This window comes from Streptomyces sp. NPDC002911, from assembly GCF_053591835.1.
The window spans coordinates 1-19344 of sequence record NZ_JBSFUO010000052.1; the positions used below are offsets into that span (position 1 = coordinate 1).

Below are 19344 nucleotides of genomic sequence, written 5' to 3' on the forward strand. Positions count from 1 at the left end.
CTGGCGGAACGGAACGCTCTGGTACAGCGACGCCGCACCCGGCTCCGGGCGCGGAGCACGGGGGGTGAGCTCCGCACCGCGGACACGCTCGACGACCTGGCGCAGATGCTCCGGCGTCGTGCCGCAGCAGCCGCCCACCAACGACAAGCCGTAGTCGGCGACGAAGGAGGCGTGTGCGTCGGCCAGCTCCGCGGCGGTCAGCGGGTAGTGGGCGCCGTCCTTGGTGAGCACCGGCAGCCCGGCGTTCGGCATCGCCGAGATCGGGATACGCGAGTGCCGTGAGAGGTAGCGCAGGTGCTCGCTCATCTCCGCCGGGCCCGTCGCACAGTTCAGGCCGATCATGTCGATACCCAGCGGCTCCAGCGCCGTCAGCGCGGCACCGATCTCCGAGCCGAGCAGCATCGTGCCGGTCGTCTCCACCGTCACCGAACAGATCAGCGGAACGGTGAGTTGCGCGGCCTCCATGGCGCGGTGGGCGCCGGTGACCGCCGCCTTCGTCTGGAGCAGGTCCTGCGTCGTCTCCACGAGGAGGGCGTCCGCGCCGCCGGCGAGCAGCCCTTCGGCGTTCTTCCGGTAGGCGTCGCGGATGGTGCGGTACTCGATGTGTCCCAGGGTCGGCAGTTTGGTGCCCGGCCCCATCGAGCCGAGCACCCAGCGCTGGCGCCCGGTGGACGCGGTGAACTCGTCGGCGACCTCACGGGCCAGCCGGGCGCCCGCCTCGGACAGTTCGTGGATGCGATGCGCGATGTCGTACTCGCCGAGCGCGGCATGGTTGCAGTTGAAGGTATTGGTGCCCACGCAGTCCGTGCCGGCCGCGAAGTACTCCTCGTGCACCGAGCGGACGATGTCGGGACGGGTGACGTTCAGGATCTCGTTGCAGCCTTCGAGGTTCTGGAAGTCCTCGAGGGTGGGGTCCTGGGCCTGGAGCATGGTGCCCATCGCGCCGTCGGCCACCACCACCCGCGTGGCGAGGGCCTTGCGCAAGGCGTCCACGCGAGTGCGCTGGGCCGCGCTCATGACCCCACCCCCGCAAGCCGTGGTTCGACGGCACGGGCCGCCGCACGGCCGTACGTCCGGTCGATGCGGGCGATCAGGTCCGAGGGGACCAGCTTGTGCTCCTGGGTGCCGACAGATTCCAGGACGGTGGTGGCCAGCGCGCAGCCCAGCTGGGCGGCCTGTTCCTGCGGCCACTGCCATGACGTGCCGGCGAGGAATCCTGAGCGGAAGGCGTCACCGGCGCCCGTGGGATCGGTGATCTTGGCGGCGGGCACGGCGGTGATCACCGATGCGGGGGCGCCGGCCCGGGCCAGACGGACCCCGGCGTCGCCCAGTGTCGTGATCCAGGTGCCGACCCGGCCGAGGAGGTCCTCCTGCGTCCAGCCGGTGCGTTCGGCCAGGAGGGCGGCCTCGTACTCGTTGGTGAACAGCCACCTGGCGCCGTCGACGAGTTGTCGTGCCTGGTCCCGGTCGAGGCGGGCGAGCTGCTGGGAGGGGTCGGCGGCGACGGGGATGCCGAGGCGGTGGGCCGTGGCCGTGTGCCGCAGCATGGCGTCGGGGTCGTCGGCCCCGACGAGGACGAGTGCCGGCCTGCCGGTGCGCGCGGTGATCTTGGCGAGGTCGATGCGGGAGGCCTCGGCCATGGCACCGGCGTAGAAGGTGGCGATCTGGTTCTGGTCCTGGTCGGTGGTGCACACGAAGCGCGCGGTGTGCAGCGTCTCGCTGACGCGTACCTCGCGGGTGTCGACGCCGTTCGCCCGCAGCCAGGTGCCGTACTCGGCGAAGTCGATGCCCGCCGCCCCCACCAGGATCGGGTCGAGGCCGAGCTGGCCGAGACCGAAGGCGATGTTGGCGGCGACGCCGCCCCTGCGCACCTCCAGCCGGTCGGCGAGGAACGACAAGGAGACGCGTGCCAGTTGCTCCTTGATCAACTGCTCGGCGAAGCGTCCGGGAAACACCATCAGGTGGTCGGTCGCGATCGATCCGGTCACGGCGATACGCACGGGAAGCACTCCTGGGGCCGGTGTCGGGTACGAGGCGGTTCCGGTGGCGGGCGCCACGCGGGACCAGGCGGGGAGGAAGCGGTGCGCGGCCGGGGGGTGACCGCGCACCGCCGGCTGGCAGGCCGGGGCGGGCCGGCTGCTGTACTGCGCCTCAGGCCGCCTTCGCCGCCTGGCGCAGGGCGTCGGCGCGGTCGGTGCGCTCCCAGGTGAAGTGGGGCAGTTCACGGCCGAAGTGGCCGTAGGCGGCGGTCTGGGCGTAGATCGGGCGGAGCAGGTCGAGGTCGCGGATGATCGCTGCGGGGCGCAGGTCGAAGACCTCCTTGACCGCGTCCTCGATCTTGTCGACGGCGACCGTGTTCGTGCCGAAGGTCTGCAGGAACAGACCGACCGGTTCGGCCTTGCCGATGGCATACGCGACCTGGACCTCACAGCGCTCCGCGAGGCCGGCCGCGACGACGTTCTTGGCCACCCAGCGCATCGCGTACGCGGCCGACCGGTCCACCTTGGACGGGTCCTTGCCGGAGAAGGCCCCGCCGCCGTGGCGGGCCATTCCCCCGTACGTGTCGATGATGATCTTGCGGCCGGTCAGGCCGGCGTCACCCATCGGGCCGCCGATCTCGAATTTGCCCGTCGGGTTCACCAGGAGCCGGTAGTCGTCGGTGTCCAGCTTGATGCCGTCCTGGGCCAGCTGGGCCATGACGTGCTCGACGACGTGCTCGCGGATGTCCGGGGTGAGGAGCGAGCCCAGGTCGATGTCGCCGGCGTGCTGCGAGGAGATGACGACCGTGTCCAGGCGGACCGGACGGCTGCCCAGGTACTCGATGGTGACCTGGGTCTTGCCGTCGGGGCGCAGGTAGGGGACGGTGCCGTCCTTGCGGACCTCGGTCAGCCGCCGCGCCAGCCGGTTGGCCAGCTCGATGGGCAGGGGCATCAGGTTGGGCGTCTCGTTCGTCGCGTAGCCGAACATCAGGCCCTGGTCGCCCGCGCCCTGTTTGTCCAGCTCGTCGTCATCGCCCTCGACGCGCTTCTCGTAGGCCGTGTCGACTCCCTGCGCGATGTCCGGGGACTGGGCGCCGATCGATACCGACACGCCGCATGAGGCGCCGTCGAAACCCTTGGCCGACGAGTCGTATCCGATCTCCAGGATCTTCTTGCGCACCAGCTCCGCGATGTCGGCGTAGGCAGAGGTCGTGACCTCTCCCGCGATGTGCACCTGACCGGTGGTGATCAGGGTTTCGACCGCGACACGCGAGGCCGGGTCCTGGCGCAGCAGTGCGTCGAGGATGGTGTCGCTGATCTGGTCGGCGATCTTGTCGGGATGCCCCTCGGTCACGGATTCCGAGGTGAACAGGCTGCGGGACATGGCACTCCAGAACGGTGGTGGGTGGGTGCGGGGCGGGGGCTCGTGTGCCGGGAAGGCGGCCGGCCCCGGCTCACGCCACCTTGGTCGCGCTCAGGATGGCCTGTACGGGGATGACGTCCGGGGGGATCTCGGAGGAGTCCTTGGTGATGGCCTTCGTCACCTTGAAGCCGGCCTCCTCCAGCCAGCTCTGGTACGTCGACAGTTTCTGCGGTCCGCCCTGGCCCATGGCGGCGCCGATGAAGAAGGCGGGGAAGAAGTCGACGTTGTAGTTGTCGGTGTCCTTGATGTTCTCGGGGTACACCGGCACCAGGATGTGGACCTGTCCGCCCGCCTGAAGCGCCTCGTTGACGCCGCGGAGGATGATGAGGACGTCGTCCTTGTCGAACATGTCCAGGAAGTGCTTGATCAGTACGGTGTCGTAGCCCTTGGGGATCTCGTGGAAGACGTTCCCGCCGATGAACGAGAGGTGCTCGTCGAGGTCCTGCGCCTTGAAGTTGGCCAGGGCCTCGTTCTTCTTCTCCGGCAGGTCGAAGGTGGTGACCCGCAGGCCGGGGGACTGCTTGTGCCGGTAGGTGTGGATCGCGCCGAGGCCGGTGTTGCCGGCGACGTCGAGGACCTGGGCGCCGGGCGGGATGTCGATGTTGCCGAAGAACCAGGGGTCGATGTTGGCGGTGACGGTGTCCATCAGCTTGGACCAGGCGTCGCGCAGGTCCTGGTGGTCCGCCACGGCGTCGTAGAGGGTGCCCTCGACGCCGTAGAGCTCTTTCAGGCCGGCGGTGCTGGCGGTGCGTACGCTCTGGGTCAGGTAGAAGAACTGCCGCAGCGCTGTGACCTTGATCAGGTTCATGTAGGCGAGGGCGCGCCGCAGGTCGGTCTCGGCGACGTCGGCGAGGGCGTCGAGGGTGTAGGCGCCGCTGTCCTGGTCGTGGGCGATGAAGCTCTCCTTGACGAGCAGGAGGAGGAGTTGCTCGATGGCGTCGGGCTTGGCGCCGACGGCCTCGCCGAGCTGGGCCGCGGTCAGGCCGGGTGTCTGCCTGAGCTTGTCGACGATGCCGAGCTCGAAGGTGGCCAGCAGGGTCATGAACCGTGAGGGGCCCACCATGTATTCGCGGAACCGGGCGAGGGTGTCGTCGGACGTCATTGCGGATATCCCTTTCGAGTGGTTGCTGGGCCGGGGCCGTTCGCGGCCGCGGTCTTTGCCGGGGCCGGGTGTGGGGGAAGGGGTCAGGCCGTGTCGTTGTGCTGTTCTTCGAACCGGTGGGCCAGTGCGTTGCGCTGGACCTTGAGTGTGGCCGTGCGGGGCAGTTCGGCCTGTGGTATCTGGACGGGGTCGCCCAGCTGGGGGAAGCCGGCGACGGCGGCGCGCCAGCGGGCCCGGTCGAGCGGCTTGTCGTCGACGGTGCAGATCACCGGGATCGGCTGGGCGTTGGGGCCTTGCACGACGACGAGTTCGCTGAGCTCGCTGAGCTTGCTCAGGACGACGTCCTCGACTTCCAGGGAGCTGCGCACTCCGGGGATCATGTCGACCTCCCGGTCGAGCATGTGCAGGCAGCCGAACCTGGTGCGGTAGCCGACGTCGCCGGTGCGCCACCAGTCGCCGTCGCGGTTGGTGGCGTAGCGCTCCTGCTCGGCGTGGTAGGTCTTCGCCAGGCCGTCCCAGGCGACTTCGATGAAGCCGGGGTGTTTCTCGGACGGGGGCTGTCCGTCCCGGCTGACCACGCGGATGCGGGCGGCGCCCTTCGGCATGGCCCAGCCGACACAGCGGCCGTTGGCCCTGTGGGCGAAGTGGCGGAAGTAGGCGCGGCCGACGGCGGGGCCGACCTCGCTCTGCCCGTAGATCTGGAAGAAGAGGGCGCCGCGCCGGTCGGAGGAGTTGAGGAGTTTGCTCATCGTCCCGGGGTGGATCGCGTCGAAGGTGGAGCTGAAGACCTTCACCGAGCCGAACGGTGCGCGTGGGTCGTGGGTCAGTACCTCCCATTCCATCAGCGAGTTGGGCAGCGCCTCGATGAGCACCGGCCGGTGCTCGATGAGCTGCTCGGCGACGTCGGCGGGCGACGCCTCGCGCATCAGCAGGACCGGGAATTCTCTGAGGAGCGCCAGGGACATCGCCGCGACCATGCGCGAGTGCACGAAGGGGATGTGGATCGCGACGGTCTGCTTCTTGCGCAGCAGGCGGAGCAGTCGCCACTGCGGTACGAGGCGGATGCTCTGGGTGCGGGGGGTGTGGACGACGAGCTTGGGGATGCCGGTGGTGCCGGAGGTGTGGGTGATCACGGCGGCTTCGTCGATCGGCCGGAGCACCGGCTTGACCCGTGGTGATCCGGCGAGCTGGGCGAGGGGGAGGGCTTGTGGCCGGTGGCCGTGCGAGGTGATCACGCGGCGGGTGATGTCCGTCAGCGGCACGTCGGCGAGGATGTCGAGTGTGGGCCCGTCGGTGAGCAGCGTCGGGTGGTCCACCCGTTCGATCAGGACGGCCACGGTCGCGGGGTCCAGGGAGGGTGAGAGGTTCACGACGACCGCGCCGATACGGGATACTGCGGCGGCGAGCATCCAGTGGTCGGCGTTGGCGGTCTTGTAGAGGACGACGTGCTCGTCGGGCCGGACGCCGGCGGCCCACAGGCGGGCCGCCAGGTCGTCCACGTGCTCGGCGTACTGAGTTACCGTCAGGTGTCGTCCGGCCTCGGGGAAGACGCCGAGGTCGTGGTCGAGGGTGATGGGCGTCGAGGGGTTCACCGCCGCGGCCATCTCCGGCAGGAGGCCGATGTGCAGACCGCGTTTCTGTATGGATCTGTAGGCCGTGGTGCCCTTCATGTGGGCTGTCTCCTTTGCGGTGAGCGGGTCGGACGCGGACGGTCGCCGCTGGGCGGCGCGCGAGAGGGCGTGCCGCCGGGTTGCGTGCCGGGGGCGCGTCGGGCCTGAAAGGAGTTCGGGGGTCACGGGGGGTGTGGGGGGTGTGGGGTGTGGGGTGTGGGGGTGGGGGTGCTCGCCGGGGGCGATCAGAAGGAGTGCGGGCCGAAGCGGCCCCATGCCACGAAGGCCGCTGCCGCGAGCAGGACCGCGTTGACCGCGATCGCCTGGCTCTCGTGGCGGCGCAGGTGTGTGGCGGCTGCGCCGGTCATCAGGAGCACGGTTCCGGCGGCGGCCGTCGGCACCAGCACGGGTGCGATGTCGAGTGCGGCGGGCAGGATCAGGCCCACTGCGGCCAGTATCTCGAGGGCGCCGATGGCCTGGACGCTGCTGGGGCGGAAGTCCTCGACCCAGCCGTAGCCGGAGGCGGCCAGCTTCTGTGGGGGCTGGAGCATTTTCATGGCGCCGCCGGCCAGGCTGACTGCGCCCAGCAGGGCCGCGACGATCCACAGGGCGACGTTCACGGGGGGTTCTCCTTGTGCGGGTTCGGGCCGGTTGCTGGGCGGGCGGTGCGGCCGGCTGTGAGCGCGGTGGTGGTGTCGGGGGTGTGGTGGGCCTGGTGGCGGGCCGACTGGTCGGACACCAGCAGGGGTGGTGCGTCCCGGGCGTTCCTGGAGGGCGGCGGGGAGTGCGGAGCGGGCCGCGCGCGGCTACCGGGCGACGATCAGCGTCGCGGGTGGCGCGGAGTGGAACGAGATGTTTTCGAAGCCGGCCTTGACGAGCCAGTCGCGGTACTCGGACTGCCGCCAGGTGCCGCCCTGCTGGCTCTTCAGCAGCATTTCCGAGGCGAAGATCAGTGGGAAGGGCGGGCCGGAGCGGTCGTCGTCGACGACGTAGTCGCAGACGACCAGCGCGCCGCCGGGCTTGAGGCAGGCGTGCAGCCTGGTGAAGGTGTCGATGTTGCCTTCGGCTCCTTCCTGGTGGGCGATGTGGGAGTACAGGGCGATGTCGTAACGCGCTGTGCCGAAGTCGGTGGTGTGGAAGTCACCGTCGATGGTGGTGAACCGGTCGGTGACGCCGCGTTGGGCCAGGAGGCGGCGGGCGATCGCGTTGATCGGCTCCCAGTCGAGCTGGGTGGAGCGGGCGGCCGGGTTGGTCTCGAGCCAGATCGCCGAGTAGATGCCCGAGCCGCCGCCCACGTCGAGGATGGAGAGTTCGCCGGCGTCGGCGAGTTTGAGTACTTCGGCGGCGACCGTCGCGGCGGGGACCGACTGCGCGGCGATCGCCTGGACGATTTCCTCCCAGTGGGGGTTGTCGGCCACCTCGGTGGCCGGGTCCAATACCGGTCCCCCGGCGCGGACCACGTCCGGCAGGTGGGTCAGGGCTCCCATGTGCTTCAGCTTGAGCTGCGCGAAGCTGCTCAGGGAGGCGGGCTTGCCTTCCACCAGGTAGGCGGCCGCCTCGGGGGTGTTGCGGTAGTGGCCCTGGTGCAGTTCGATCAGACCCACGCCGATGAGTCCGTCGAGGAGGGTCTGGGCGCCGCGCTCGGAGATCCGGGCGCGGGTGGCCAGTTGAGCGGTCGTGTCCGCCCCGTTCTCGAGGTGGGTGAACAGTGAGTGGGCGGCCGCGGCGCCGAGGACGCCGGTGGCCCAGTAGCCGTTGATCAGCCGCAGTACGCCGTCCGGTGCCGGCTGGTTGTCCGTCATGCGGCCCCTCCTAGGACCCGGGTGGACGTCGAGTGGGCCCGCAGCGAGCCGCGCAGGGCGTCCACGACCCGTTCGATCTGGCTCGTGGTGAGTTCCGCGTGCATGGGGATGGCGAGATTGCGCTGGAAGAGGTCTGCGGAGACGGGGCAGGTGTGGTCCGTCGCGAACACGGGCTGTAGGTGGGTGGCCCAGGTTCCGTGTCCGCATCCGATGCCCTGGGCGCGCAGATCGGCGGCGACGGCCGCACGGTCCACGCCGGGGTCCAGTGTCACCATGTAGGACTGCCAGGCGTGGGTGCGGTCGTCGGGTACCTGGGGCGTTGTCAGCAGTTCCTCGTCGGTGAGGAGTTCGGTGTACTGGGCGGCGGCGGTGTCGCGGCGGGTGAGGAGTTCGCCGATCCGGCTGATCTGTACCTGGAGGATGGCCGCGGCGATGTCGGACAGCTTGAAGTTGTAGCCGATCTCGGTGAACTGGGGGATGGGCAGGCCGACGACCTGCCCCATGTCGAAGATGCTGCCGATGCCGAAGGAGGAGCGCAGCCGTGCGTCCGCGCCGATCCGGGGATCGGTGGCGAGCAGTGCCCCGCCCTCTCCGCTGGTGGCTCCTTTGCGGCCGTGGAAGGAGAGGCACCCCACCTCGGCGAGGGAGCCTGCTTTGCGTCCCTGGTATGTGGCGCCTACCGCGCAGGCGGCGTCCTCCACCAGGAACAGGCCGTGGCGGTCCGCGATGGCCTGCAGCGGTGCGTAGTCGGCGGGCAGGCCGACCGTGTCCACCGCGATGATGCCCACGGTGCGGGGGCCGACGAGGTCGGCGACCGCCTGCGGGTCGACGGTTGCGGTGTCGGCGCGTACGTCGGCGAAGACCGGGATGGCGCCGAGGTAGCGCACCGCGTGGGCGGGCGCCGGGAAGGTGTAGTCGGCGACGATCACTTCGTCGCCCGGCTTGACGCCGAGCGCCATCAGGGCGAGGTGCAGCGCGGCGCCGCAGTTGCTGACCGCGACCGCGTCGGCGACTTTGTACTCCCGGGCGAGCCGGGTTTCGAGCGCCTTGCCCCTGGGGCCTTGTCCGGCCGGCCATCCGGAGGCGAACACCTCGGCGACGGCGGCCAGTTCCTGTTCGCCCAGGCTCGCGTGGACCAGGGGGATCGGTTCGCTGGTGCTCATCGTCGGGTCCGCTCCTCGTTCGTTTCCTGGCCGGGGATCACGGGCACGGGCGGCTCGAAGCGCAGCGGTGTGAGCTGGGTGACGTCGTAGCGCTTGCGCATGTCCTTGACGGCTGCGGCGTCCACTGTGGTGCCGCGCGACCAGATTTCCGTGATCTCCTCGAAGTACTCTTCGTGGTCGGGTGAGGGGTAGCTCTGGAAGAGCATCTTCACGGGCTTGTCCGTGGCGTTGCGGAAGGCGTGCGGGGTGCCGGGCGGGACGAACATGCAGCCGCCCTCCGCCGCGCGGATCACGCGGTCGCCCCGGGCGGATCTCCAGTGGTGCCAGGTGTCGGTCGTGCGCTCGGTGGGCTCGAAGCACAGCAGGTCGAGCTGGCCCTGGAGGACGTAGAAGAACTCCTGGGAGTGGCTGTGCACGTGTGCCCCGACGTCGAATCCGGGCGGAACGACCACTTCGAAGATCGATATGGACGATCCTTGCTCCTTCGTGGCCTTGAAGGTCACTTCCTGTGCCGGGGTGATCAGTTTTCGTCCTCCGCCGGCCGGAATGATGAGGTCAGTCATGTGCTCTTGATTCCTTTGCCTGGGTCGATGACCGGCTACGCGTCGCTGTTCCAGCGGCCGAGCGCCATCTCGGCGGTGATGCCGGGGCCGAAGCCGGCGATCAGGCCGGTCGCTTCGGGCATCGGGGTGTCCCCCTCGAACAGTCGCAGGGCCGCGTCGAGTACGACGGCGCTGGCGATGTTCCCGTACTCGGTCAGGGTCGCCCAGCTGTGCCGGAACACCTTGCGGTCGACGTCGAGGAACTTGGCGAGGTCGTTGAGGATTCTGGGGCCGCCCGCGTGCACGATGTAGAAGTCGAGGTTGGAGGCGTCCCAGCTGTGGCCCGCGGCGAACTCACGCAGCACCGGGGCGAGCGGCTCCATGGTTCCGGGCACCCGGCGGTCCAGCTGGAAGTGGAAGCCGGTGTCGCGCACGGCGTAGGAGATCCAGTCCTCGGTGTTCGGGATGAGGTAGGAGGAGTTGAGCTCCAGTTCGATGCCGGTTCCTCCGTTGCCCCGCACGACGGCGGCGGCGACCGCGTCGCCGAACAGCCCGTCGGACAGCAGTGATCCGATGTCGTCCTCGTCGGGCTGGTAGCACAGCGAGCACAGCTCGCACGAGACGATCAGGACGTTGCTGCCGGGGTGGGCCGTGCAGAAGTCGTGGGCCCGGTTGATCGCCGCGCCGCCCGCCGCGCAGCCCAGCTGCGCGATCGGCATCTGCCGTGTGTCGTCCCGGAACCCCATGCGGTTGATCAGCCACGCGGTCAGTGAGGGCATCATGAACCCGGTGCACGACACGTAGATGATGGCGTCGATGTCACGTGCCGCTACCTGGGCGTTCTTCAGGGCCCGTTCGATGACCTCGGGGGTCCGTTTCTTGGATTCGATCTCGTAGATCCGGTTGCGCTCCGTCAGGCCGGGGTGGTGGAGGGTCTTCTCGATCGGCTGGACGATATGCCGCTTCAACACCCCCGTGTTCCGGATGAGGCGAAGTGCCAGCGGGAGCTGCGGCTTTCCGGCGTGGACCCGTTCGGCGAACGCGAGGGTCTCTTCCGCTGTGATGACGTATTCCGGCACACTCACCGCGGGCTTGCACAGCCTTGGCATATCTGAGTCCACTTTCTCTAGAGTCTGCCTTCTGCACGGGAGGAATCGCTCGCACCGTTCCAGTGCTGCCCGGGTCGGGTGAAGGCAAGGACAATGAGCGATGCGGCCTACTCCAGGCCGACAGAAATGCCCCGTCCCGGCATGCGGGACGGGGCATCGAAAGAGAACACCCCCGCCGATGTTTTCGGGCAGGGGGGAGGTGCGGAAATCGTGACACGCAGAGCACCGGCGGGCCAAGACCCCAAGAAAGTGACGTGCGTCACGCCAGGTGCAGTGGTGGCGTCTACCGGCCGGACTCCTCGTCGCTGCCCTGCCCATCGGGTCCGCCCGCTGACCTGTCCGGCCGGCCGCGCCTGCTCAATCCCCGGCGCCGAACCACCACTCGAGCCTTCAGAACCTGCGGCCCAGATATCCATGACCTGCTCGATCCCCGGCAACCCGGTCGAGCGGCCGGCCGTGAGGCAACGAAGCGCAGGGTCCGCCGGCGCCTGGGTCACCACCCTGAGATCCTCGACCGGTCTCCTGAGGCCGGCGAAGCCTCAGAGGTGAAGCGGCCGTGCCGATATGCTGGGACGCACAGGTTCTTTCCCCGCCCGACAACGTCGGACGGCCGTCTTCGCCGGCCCGCAGCACATCACCGCCCCGCACATCCGGGCACCAGGCCCGAACTTCCCGCCCGTGGGGACAGAGCCGGACTCCAGCAGCAGCACCGCCGGCAGCACCTCGGCCACCGGCTGTCCGGATACTCCTCAGTCAGCCGGCAGCCCTATACGGGTGATGGCCGGCGGCCGGGAACCGAGCGTCACCGCGTTGCCCGTCCCACAGACATGCGGCTGCGCCACCGACGCCGCCCCTGGATCCGAAGAGGGGCCCTGGCCTGGCACAGCCGCACCGGGCTTGGGCCCGTCCCGTTCCGTCGGGGCCGGCGCGGCCGCCCGCCACGACAGCCCTGGCGGGCCCGGGGCCAAGACTCGCCGAGCACGCTCTGCGCGCGGCGGACATCGACCGGCCGGGCAAACGCACCGGGCGCGCCGCCGTGCGGCGAGGCGGACCGCCCCGGACGCCAAGGAGAACGAGGCCCGCGGACGGCGGCACGGCCCCATCGCGTGTGGCGGTCATCGGCGGCGCGGGTCCTGTGCGCTCACTCGAGGCGCCCGCGAGGACCCGCCCCCTGCCCGCCGGCTGCCGGGGCCGTGAGGGCCGCTCCCGTGCGGCGGGATCGCCGCCCGGATACCGGACGTGCCTTACGCCCTCCTGCCGTGCCGCGGGGCGCCGTGTGTGCCCTCGCCGTCCACTCTCGTGGTCCCGCCCCCGCACCAACGAGGCCGGCCGCGTGGGGTGGCAGGTATCGCCTGCGGTGCGCGGCCGGCCGCGGCGCGGCGGCCGGGGCCGGTTGCCTCCTCACAGCACGCGCACGGCCGACTCGGCGTGCTGCCGGGCCAGGTGCAGCGTCCGCAGGCTTTCCTCGCCGAGTTCCGCGCGCACACGGCGGCGGGCGTCCTCCAGGGTGGCACCCGGGCCGAGGACCGGCTCGATGTCGCTCTCCCGCAGCACGACATGGTGCTGTGAGGTCACGGTGACGCCGTACTCGTCGCAGACGACCGACCATTCCCCGCAGTGCGCCGCGAGCAGCTTGCGGGGGGTCATCTCCTTGTGCACGATGCGTCCGGCGTGCGGGAAGCACAGCCTGACGGAGGTGATGTCCTGGACGGTGCCGTCAGCCGCGGCGAGGGCCATGGTGACCTTCTGGACGCCGACCTGGGGCTCGTCCAGATCGACCCGGCGGACCTGCGGGAGGTGCCCGGGCCAGCTCTCGACGTCGTAGAGGAAGCTGTGCACGAGCTCGGCGGGCCCTTTGACCCGCACGGACTCCTCGAACGACAGAAGGAGTTCATCGAGCCGCGTCCACCGTTCCGCCAAAAACCGCAGGTTCTTCAGGTCGGAGCGGGTGGTGGCGGCGACGTTCGCCTCCAGCCACGCCATGCTCTCGGGACTGTCGTCCAGGGACGTGAACGCGTGGTCTATCGTCAGCCGGCAGCGGTCGGGGCCCAGGGGCTGCACCGAGAACGTCCCGCCCATCGACCCTGCAGGCTCCATGATCCGGTCCTGCCGGAAGAAGAGCGAGCGCCGCGCGGAGTCCTGGATCCTGTCGGACGTCCAGGACTTGACCTCACCGTCGGCCAGGGCCCACACGCGCAGCCGTTCGCACACGCCGCCGAAATCGTGGAAGTCGAGCCGCTCCACATACACGTTCGACGGGAAGTGCAGCGGCCGGCGTTCGGCGGAGACGACCAAGGTGTAGACGACCCCCGCGGGCGCGTCCACATCGATGCTGTGTGACAGCCGGCGTACACACTCACCCGGCACCGCAACCACCTTCCCTCCTCCAACGGACCGCCCGGCCGTGGCCGTACGGGGCACACGGTCGACGTGCCCGTCGAACGGCGGCAGTCAGCAGAGCCTGTCCGGAGCCACTGGAGACGCGGCCGGACACGGCTCGAGTCCGCCTCGGGCCGGCGCCCCGGGCCCGTCAGACACGGGATACGGGGCCGGGGTCACCCACCGTCAGGCGGCATACAGGTCGAAGGTCGAGCCGCGCTGCGCCCCGGCGGCGATGTCCAGCTTGGGATCGACGGCGAGCACCGCCTGATGCAGCCCCCGCACCTGCGGCGAGGGCTCCACGCCCAGATGCTCGATGAGCCGGATACGCAGTCTGCGGTAGACATCGAGGGCCGCTGCCTGGCGCCCGGAACGGTACAGGGCCACCATGGCCTGCGCGTGCAGCCCCTCGTGAAAAGGATGACGCGCCATCAGCCCGACAAGCTCCGCCAGGAGTTCGCAGTGCCGGCCGAGCCGCAGATCCGCGTCGATGCGCCACTCGACGGTGGCGAGTCTGCTCTCCTGCAGGCGCAGAACCTCCATCCCGAGGACCGGCCCGGCCCGTACGTCGACCAGCGCGGGCCCGCGCCACAGCTCGAGCGCCTGGCTGAAGCAGGCGGCCGCAGTGGCGTCGTCACCGGCCTCCCTGGCAGCCCGCCCCCGCACGACCATGCGTTCGTACTGGTGCACATCGACACTCATCGCCGGGATCTGCATCAGATAACCGCGGTGCCGGGTGGCGAGCACCTCCTTGGCCGTGCCGGGCGCGCCGGGCGCGCCGGGCCCCAACGCCGCACCCAGACGCCGGCGCAGCTGCAGGATGTAGGTCTGCACAGTGGTGAGCGCGCTCGGCGGCGGCTCGGACCCCCAGATCTCCTCCATGAGCGTGGACACCGGCATCGCCCGCCCGGGATTCAGGCAGAGCAGGGACAGGATCTGCCGCGGTTTACCGGCCGTCGGAACGATCGACTCCCCGTTGACCTCCGCCGCCAGCGCACCCAGAACCTGAACCTTCACGAGCTCTCTCCGCACCTCGTCGAGCCCTTCGCGTACTCAGCGCACCGGCGCGAGCCGCTCCCTGACCGGACGGGCGGCCCTGACGACACCGGGCCCCTGCGCCACGGACTCGCCCCGGGCCGCCAGGATGGACTGCTGCAGCCGGCGCAGTCCCGCCGAGGGCTCCAGACCGAGATCCCGCACGAGCGTGACACGCAGCCGCCGGTAGACATCCAGCGCCTCGCTGCGCCGTCCCGAGCGGTACAGCGCGAGCATGAACTGGGCGTGCAGGCTCTCGTGCGTGCGGTACCGGTTCACCAGCACGGTCAGCTCGGCCAGTACCTCACGGTGACGTCCCAGGCGCAGCTCGGCCTCGATGCACTGCTCCAGAGCACACAGACGGCTCTCCTGGAGACGCTTGATCTCCATCTCCAGCTGCGGCCCGGCCTGCACGTCCGCGAAGGCGGTCCCCGACCACAGCGTCAGCGCCTCGCGCAGCTGCCGCGCGGCGCCGGCGAAGTCATCCGTGTCCATGGCCCGGTACCCCAGGCCCGCGAGCCGTTCGAAGGTGCGCACATCACTGTGCCCGTCACCACCGGCCAGCATGTAGCCGCCGGGCATCGTCACCAGCACGTCCTTGGCGGCCCGCCGCCCCGCCTCCCCCCGCGCCCCCCGCGCCCCCTGCGCCCGGCCCTTGTCCAGGGCCACGGCGATGAGTTCACGCAGTTGAAGGACGTAGGTCTGCAAAGTGGTGCGCCCGCTGCGCGGCGGAGTGAGGCCCCAGAGCTCCTCCATCAGCGCCGGCACGGGCACCACCCGGTCCGTGTGCAGCGCCAGCAGGGCCAGAACCTGTCGGGGCTTGGGGGCCGTCGGCGTGATGGAGGCCCCGTTCTCCCGCACTGACAACGCGCCGAGCACGTCGATGTCCACAGCTTCTCCCCTGAACCTAGACGGTGCCGCTCGCGGGGCGACCTCTACCGCGCACCGATTCAAATAGATCCAGGACACCCTGTCAATACAAAACCGGACAGCTGGTTTCTACTGGGGTGCCATCCCTGCACAGGCGGCACACCACCTGTCCGTGAGCACACCTCAAGTAGGCAATACACCATTCCGGGCGGCCCAGGCCGCAAAAAAACACCCCTCCCCGCACACCGGCCACCCTTCCCGCCACCAGAATACGGCGGACAAAGAATGTTTCAGTGGTGCCGCAGAGACTGCGCCGGGGCCCACGCCTGACCTGCGCGGAGCCCCGGATCACCGCCGGATCACCGCCCAGGGCTGCCGTGCCCGCAAAGCGGCAGGCCGGCGAGCCCCATGCGGAGCATCCTGTCTGCAAGCACCTCGATTGGCCCCGGTGTACGGACCTGTTCTGGCTCCACTGGCACGTGCGACGGGGCGTACCCACCACCCCCTGCAGCTGCGTCTTCTCCCTCGAACGGGACCGAACCAGCGGGGCCACTTCTCATCCGCGCGGTGGGGCCAAGACAAGTGCTTACAAACAGAGCATCCCCTGACGCGCATCTCCCGGGCCCGGACCAGGCCGATGACACCGCGTCGGCCACACCACACCCCGAAATGACACCGCCGAAATGACACCGTCCGCACAAGACGACTCCCCACCCCCGGCCCGAAACCACCGGCCCCCAGCACCGGCACAACCGCTGAACCCCCCCGAACAGCCCCGCGCACCCACACCCCTCACCCATAAACAGCCCGACACCCCCGCCCACTCTCGGCCTGCCCTTCACATGCTGCGCCTTCGCCCCTTCGCCGCCCTCCCATCCGGCCCGGCCACGGCCCTGCGCAGACCGCCTCCTGCCCGGCCACACAGCCCCGCACCCGGACCTCCAGCACACCCGGCGCGGATACCGCACCACCCCGCGCGAAGGCCCCCGCCACCATCGTCACGACAGCCACCCGGCCCGCGGGACCGAACGAGCCGGCCCCAGGAGACTGCACACCCGAAGAAACCCGCCCGGGCCGGTACGGCTGTGACGCCGGGGCCGGACGCTGCCCGCTCACAGCCCCCCACCGGCCCCCGGGACACCGTCCGAAGCAGTGCGGTGCCCGGCAGACGCCGGCCTGATCCCCTCGGCGCCACCGGGCGACGGATCACCCCCGCCACCCCCGGCCCGGGGCTCACCACACCCCGAGAACAGCGAAAAGAGCGTCACGGTGACAGCGACCGGCTCTTCATCGGTGGCCAGACCCCCCGAACAGAGCCCCCGCTTCCGGCACCCACCACACCTCCCCCGCCCCCTCCCCCAAGAAACACGGCCGGCCCCCGCACTCGACCACAGCTCACACATCCCCGGACAGCCACCTCAAAGCACAGAGAACCGATCACGGACTACACACGCGGCAGTGTGCAACACCGGAACCTCGATGTTGCACACCCCATACCAGCGCACACCCCGCAGCGATAATCCGGTTCCCGGACGAAACTCCCCACCAGCCCCAGCCCGCACGACCACGCAGACCCCCAAAACGAAGCGCGGTGACACAAACCGCCTGAACACGAAAGAACATGGCGGCAATGAACACGCAGCCCGAACAGGAAAACGACCGCACGGACGCCGCACTGAGCGCGGTCCTGAAAGAACGGCGCCAGCTGATCAACCTCGCCTACCGGTTCCTCGGCTCGGTGGCCGATGCCGAGGACGTCGTACAGGAAACATACGCCCGCTGGTACGCCATGACACCACAGCAGCAGGACTCCATCGCCGCCCCCGGCGGCTGGCTGACCAAGGTCGCCAGCCGCATCTGCCTCGACCTGCTCGGCTCGGCACGGGCCAGACGGGAACGATACGTAGGCGAATGGGTACCCGAACCACTGCCCGACCGCACAGAATGGATCAGCGGCCGCCCAGGCGACTCCGCCGACCCGGCGGACCGGGTCACCCTCGACGAGTCGGTCAGCATCGCCTTCCTCGTCGTACTCGAATCAATGACGCCGGCCGAGCGCGTCACCTTCGTCCTCCACGACGTCTTCCACTACTCGTTCACAGAAGTCGCGCACATCGTCGGCCGCTCCCCGGCAGCCTGCCGCAAACTCGCATCATCAGCCCGCCAGCGCGTACGCACACAACGAACCCCCGCAACCACAACAGCCCGGCACGCCGACATGATCAAAAACTTCAAACGCGCCTGGGAAACCCAGAACATCCAGGCACTCATAGACCTCCTCGACCCCCACGCCACCACGATCACCGACGGCGGCGGCATCATCAGCGCCCAGATCCACCCCATCGAAGGCCGCGAAGAAATCGCCCGCTTCTTCATACACGCCGCCCAGAACGCAGACGACCTGACCATCACAGAATCCAACGTCAACGGCCAGCCCGGCCTCGAACTCCGCCGCAACAACACCACCGTATCCGTACTCGCATTCAACATCACAGACAACCGGATCAAGCACATCTGGGCAGTACTCAACCCCGAAAAACTCCGCCCCTGGACAACCTGACCCCACCACCGGACCTTCAACACCAGAGCCGAGGCCAACCCCGCACTCTTCGAACACATCGACGGCTTCTACAACCCCCGACGCATCCAGAAACGACTCGGATACCTCAGCCCCATCGAGTTCGAAGAGAAGCACTACGCCAACCAGGCAGCGACCGAGCCAGTGAACCTGAAGCCACGTCAACCCGCCCTGACCAGCCAGTCAGCCACTCCCGCACAGCGGGGGAACCACTACCGTCCGCAAGGCCGGCTTGGACACCGCGATATCAGCGGCGGTGACACCGTGGCGGAAGGCTCGTGCAGTGCACGATCCGGGCAAGATCCTGCTGGATGTGGCCCTGGCGGTCGCGCTGGGCGGGGACTGCCTTGCGGATGTCGCCATGCTGCGGGCGGAGCCGGCCGTTTTCGGGCCGATGGCCTCCGACCCGACCGTCTCCCGCCTCATCGACACCCTCGCCGCAGCAGGGCCGAAGGCCCTCACCGCGATCCGGTCCGCGCGGGCTGAAGCCCGCCAACATGTCTGGCGGCTGGCCGGCCGGGAAGCGCCTGACGCGGACGGGACGGTAACCGTGGACCTTGATGGGATGCTGGTGATCGCGCACTCGGACAAAAAGGATGCCGCACCCACGTGGAAACGGACCTACGGTCACCACCCGCTGATGGGGTTCGTCGACCACAGACCGGGCGGCACGGGCGAACCACTCGCAGCCCTGCTCAGGCCGGGCAACGCGGGCTCGAACACGGCGGCCGACCACATCACCGCCGCCCAACTGGCCCTGGCTCAACTGCCGAAGAAGTACCGGCGCGGGCGCCGGACCCTGATCCGCACCGACTCCGCGCGAGGCACCCACGACTTCGTCGCCTGGCTCGCCCGGCGGGGACAGTGGCTGTCCTACTCAGTCGGCATAACGGTCACCGAGCAGGTCCACCAGCATGTGCTGAAGATTCCGGCATCGAACTGGACGCCGGCCGTCGAGACAGACGGCGAGGTCCGCGACGGCGCCTGGGTCGCCGAACTCACCGGCGACGTCCTGGACAGCTGGCCCAAGAGCACGCGGTTGATCACCAGGAAGGAACAGCCGCACCCCGCAGCACAGTTGAGGCCCATCGATGCGGACGGCATGCGGCTGACGCGCTCCGCCACCAACACCCCGGGCCGGCCGATCGCCGAACTCGAGCTCCGTCACCGACTGCGGGCCCGCGCCGAGAACCGCATCCGAAACGCCCGAGCCACCGGCCTGCGCAACCTCCCCCTGCACCGCACCGCCCAGAACCGGATCTGACAGGAGATCGTGCAGATCGCCCTCGACCCGCTGGCCTGGATGCCGATACTCGCCCTGACCGGCAAGGCCCGCCTCTGGGAACCCCGCCGCCTGCGGCTCCGTCTGTTCACCGCGCCCGGACAGCTCGTCACCACCGGCCGCCGGCGGATCCTCCGCCTGGCCCGGCACTGGCCCTGGACCGGCCACATCACCGCCGCACTCGACCAGCTCACACTCCTGCCGAACCCCGACTGAACAGCAACTTTCCCGCCCCTACGACAGCAGCCCGACCCCGGAGCAGTGGAACCCGGCGCCTCCCCAAGACAACACTCGGGCCCACAACCTGCCCACCCCCAGCCCACGGCACGAAAACGGTCCACCGACTCCATCGGCGAACCGTCATCAAACTTAAAGGTTAACCTCGCCGTTTCACTTGGGTACGCCTGGCTTGGGGGGGGAAACGCGAAAGTGCCTTCCTGACCTGGGACGATGAACCTTGCTGAGGGGTT

15 protein-coding genes and 1 pseudogene are annotated in these 19344 nt (G+C 69.5%); 2 read left to right on the forward strand and 14 right to left on the reverse strand.

Annotation, left to right across the window (positions count from 1 at the left end; translation table 11 throughout):
- From ACWD04_RS32800 to ACWD04_RS32865, 14 genes are all read right to left on the reverse strand, one after another.
- A partial coding sequence (locus ACWD04_RS32800; protein ID WP_451137388.1) for a homocysteine S-methyltransferase family protein occupies positions 1-1017 on the reverse strand: 1017 nt, incomplete at its 3' end.
- On the reverse strand, positions 1014-2000 hold the full coding sequence (locus ACWD04_RS32805; protein WP_451137389.1) for a carbohydrate kinase family protein: 987 nt from the start codon (positions 1998-2000) through the stop codon (positions 1014-1016). The genes ACWD04_RS32805 and ACWD04_RS32800, both read right to left, overlap by 4 nt.
- A gap of 151 nt (positions 2001-2151) precedes the next feature.
- Entirely contained in the window at positions 2152-3363 is a 1212-nt protein-coding gene (gene metK / locus ACWD04_RS32810; protein ID WP_451137390.1) for a methionine adenosyltransferase, read from the reverse strand.
- A 70-nt stretch (positions 3364-3433) separates the two neighbouring features.
- Positions 3434-4504 carry a methyltransferase gene (locus ACWD04_RS32815; RefSeq protein ID WP_451137391.1) on the reverse strand — a complete coding sequence of 357 codons (1071 nt, stop codon included), beginning with the start codon at positions 4502-4504 and terminating at the stop codon, positions 3434-3436.
- Positions 4505-4587: 83 nt separating this feature from the next.
- Entirely contained in the window at positions 4588-6174 is a 1587-nt protein-coding gene (locus ACWD04_RS32820; protein ID WP_451137392.1) for a class I adenylate-forming enzyme family protein, read from the reverse strand.
- Positions 6175-6359: 185 nt separating this feature from the next.
- Entirely contained in the window at positions 6360-6734 is a 375-nt protein-coding gene (locus tag ACWD04_RS32825) for a DoxX family protein (protein WP_451137393.1), read from the reverse strand.
- Positions 6731-6853 (reverse strand): hypothetical protein, encoded by a 123-nt coding sequence (locus ACWD04_RS32830; RefSeq protein WP_451137394.1) that lies wholly within the window; start codon positions 6851-6853, stop codon positions 6731-6733. The genes ACWD04_RS32825 and ACWD04_RS32830 overlap by 4 nt, the downstream gene beginning before the upstream one ends.
- A gap of 67 nt (positions 6854-6920) precedes the next feature.
- Positions 6921-7916: a methyltransferase gene (locus tag ACWD04_RS32835; protein ID WP_451137395.1), complete on the reverse strand. Its 996-nt coding sequence runs from the start codon at positions 7914-7916 to the stop codon at positions 6921-6923.
- Entirely contained in the window at positions 7913-9079 is a 1167-nt protein-coding gene (locus ACWD04_RS32840; RefSeq protein ID WP_451137396.1) for a DegT/DnrJ/EryC1/StrS family aminotransferase, read from the reverse strand. The genes ACWD04_RS32835 and ACWD04_RS32840 overlap by 4 nt, the downstream gene beginning before the upstream one ends.
- Positions 9076-9642 carry a cupin domain-containing protein gene (locus tag ACWD04_RS32845; protein ID WP_451137397.1) on the reverse strand — a complete coding sequence of 189 codons (567 nt, stop codon included), beginning with the start codon at positions 9640-9642 and terminating at the stop codon, positions 9076-9078. Before ACWD04_RS32845 ends, ACWD04_RS32840 begins: the two co-directional genes overlap by 4 nt.
- 35 nt (positions 9643-9677) lie before the next feature.
- On the reverse strand, positions 9678-10730 hold the full coding sequence (locus ACWD04_RS32850; RefSeq protein WP_451137398.1) for a type III polyketide synthase: 1053 nt from the start codon (positions 10728-10730) through the stop codon (positions 9678-9680).
- Between the two features lie 1401 nt (positions 10731-12131).
- Positions 12132-13106, reverse strand: a complete 975-nt coding sequence (locus ACWD04_RS32855; protein ID WP_451137399.1) for an aromatase/cyclase — start codon at positions 13104-13106, stop codon at positions 12132-12134.
- A 189-nt stretch (positions 13107-13295) separates the two neighbouring features.
- Positions 13296-14126 (reverse strand): AfsR/SARP family transcriptional regulator, encoded by an 831-nt coding sequence (locus tag ACWD04_RS32860; protein ID WP_451137400.1) that lies wholly within the window; start codon positions 14124-14126, stop codon positions 13296-13298.
- Between the two features lie 36 nt (positions 14127-14162).
- Positions 14163-15035, reverse strand: coding sequence for an AfsR/SARP family transcriptional regulator (locus tag ACWD04_RS32865; protein ID WP_451137401.1), 873 nt, complete (start codon positions 15033-15035; stop codon positions 14163-14165).
- A gap of 1609 nt (positions 15036-16644) precedes the next feature.
- Here ACWD04_RS32865 and sigJ point away from each other — a divergent pair.
- Both sigJ and ACWD04_RS32875 read left to right on the forward strand, forming a co-directional pair.
- Positions 16645-17574 carry an RNA polymerase sigma factor SigJ gene (gene sigJ / locus ACWD04_RS32870; protein ID WP_451137402.1) on the forward strand — a complete coding sequence of 310 codons (930 nt, stop codon included), beginning with the start codon at positions 16645-16647 and terminating at the stop codon, positions 17572-17574.
- A gap of 232 nt (positions 17575-17806) precedes the next feature.
- Positions 17807-19090 (forward strand): annotated as a pseudogene (locus ACWD04_RS32875) (IS1380 family transposase); the annotation flags it as partial.
- Positions 19091-19344: the final 254 nt, after the last annotated feature.